Here is a 1935-nt window from a genome sequence, read left to right as displayed (position 1 = left end):
AGGGGGGATGTTGGGGGGGGCGGGGCCGCGGGGGCCGGACGGCGTCGGGCCCGGGGGCCGCGGCGGCCCGGCCGGCCAGCCGCTGCCGCAGCAGCCGGGCCCGGATCGCGGCGGGCCCCTCGGCCGCCCGATCGGCCGCATCATCCGCCGGGTGCCCGGCGGCGGCCGGGTCGATCACGCCGGTCGTCATCAGGCGACCTCCTCGGTGAGCCGGTCGCGGACCTCGTCGTCGGACAGCGCGTCGATGTCGGCCAGCACGGCGTCCTCGATCAGGGTCGACAACCCGGCGATCGTCGGGTTCTCGAACACCGCGGCCACCCCGATCGCCACGTCGAACTCGGCCTGGATCCGGGCGACCAGCCGCAGCACCAGGATGGAATGCCCGCCGACCTGGAAGAACCGGTCGTCGATGCCGACCTCGACACCCAGCAGGTCGGTCCAGATCGCGGCCACCCGCTCCTGCACCGGGGTGCTGGGCCGCCGCGGGGCGGCGGTCGTGGCCGCCGGGTCGGGCAACCGGGCCAGGTCCACCTTGCCGTTGGCCGTCAGGGGGACGGCGTCGATCGCCACCAGCACCGCGGGCAGCAGGTACTCGGGCAACCGGTCCCGGCACCACGTAGCCGACGAGCCGCTGCCGGTCGGCCACCACGACGGCATCCCGCACACCGGGCGCGGCGACCAGCACGGCCCGGACCTCGTCCGGTTCCACCCGGTAGCCGCGGATCTTGACCTGCCGATCGGCCCGGCCGAGCACGTCCAGGGTGCCGTCCGGCAGCCGCCGGGCCAGGTCGCCGGTGCGGTACATGCGGGCGCCGGGCGGGCCGGCGACCGCCGGCAGGAAGCGCTGGGCGGTCAGGCCCGGGTCGCCGACGTAGCCGTCGGCGACGCCGGCGCCGCCCACGTACAGCTCCCCGACGGCACCGTCCGGCACGGGCCGCAACTGCTCGTCCAGCAGCGCGGCGGTGGTGCCGGGCAGCTCGGTGCCGATCGGCACCCGCGCCCCGGCCCCGACCTCGCCGATCCAGTGCGCGGCGTCGGCCACGGTGATCTCGGTCGGCCCGTACTCGTTGACCATCCGGTCCGGCCCCAGGACGGCGACCCAGCGGCGGGCCAGGTCGGCCGGGAACGCCTCGCCGCCGACCACGTAGACCCCGGCCAGGGCATCCATCTCGGCGTCGGTGAGCTGGTCGCCCAGCACTTCCAGTTGGCCGGGGGTGAGCTTGACGAAGGAGAACGGGCCGGCCTCGACGAGCTGCCGGCCGATCCCGGACAGATCCGGCCCGTCCGGCAGCAGCAGCACCCGCTGGCCGCACAGCAGCGGCGCCCACAGCGCAGTCACCGACATGTCGAACGCGACGCTGGAGAAGACCGGCGCGCCACCGGTTCCGGCCGCGGCCAGCCGGTCGACCGCCCAGCTGGTCAGGTAGTGGGCCAGGTTGCGGTGGCTGATCCGGACGCCCTTGGGGGTGCCGGTCGAGCCGGAGGTGAAGATGACGTAGGCGGCCTGGTCGGCGGTGGTGACCGTATCCGGCGGGGCCGGGAAGCAGCCGGTGCCGGCCGGTACCTCGTCCGGCTCCAGGGTCGGGCAGCCGGCCGGCACCCGGGTGGGATCGCCGGTGACGACGAGGATGTGGTCGGCGGCCGCCGGCGGCCGCACGGCCGACAGCACGGTGGCCAGCCGGCCGGCCGGGATCGCCGGGTCCAGCGGCAGGTAGGCGGCGCCGGCCTTCCAGATGCCCAGCAGCGCGGCCGGCAGCTCCACCGCCCGGGGCAGCAGCACGGGCACCACGTCACCGGGACCGACGCCCCGGTCCGCCAGCGCCCGGGCCCAGTCGTCGCTGCGCTGCTCTTCCTGGGCGTCGGTCAGCCGCCCGCCGGCGGCCCGGACGGCCGGCGCCCGGGGGCAGCGGGCCGCGCGTGCGGCGATCAGCTCGT

General features: G+C 76.8%; 1 protein-coding gene and 1 pseudogene. Both read right to left on the bottom strand.

What is annotated here, in order from left to right; all coding sequences use genetic code 11:
- Nucleotides 1-189 precede the first annotated feature (189 nt).
- Nucleotides 190-657 carry a phosphopantetheine-binding protein gene (locus ACOJUF_RS13025; RefSeq protein WP_420122268.1) on the bottom strand — a complete coding sequence of 156 codons (468 nt, stop codon included), beginning with the start codon at nucleotides 655-657 and terminating at the stop codon, nucleotides 190-192.
- Nucleotides 658-706: 49 nt separating this feature from the next.
- Nucleotides 707-1867, bottom strand: a pseudogene (locus ACOJUF_RS13020) (amino acid adenylation domain-containing protein); the annotation flags it as partial.
- Between the last annotated feature and the right edge of the window lie 68 nt (nucleotides 1868-1935).

Origin of the sequence: Nakamurella sp. (assembly GCF_048594475.1) — a bacterium.
Lineage (GTDB): Bacteria > Actinomycetota > Actinomycetes > Mycobacteriales > Nakamurellaceae > Nakamurella.
This window is presented reverse-complemented; position numbering and strand designations above follow the sequence as displayed.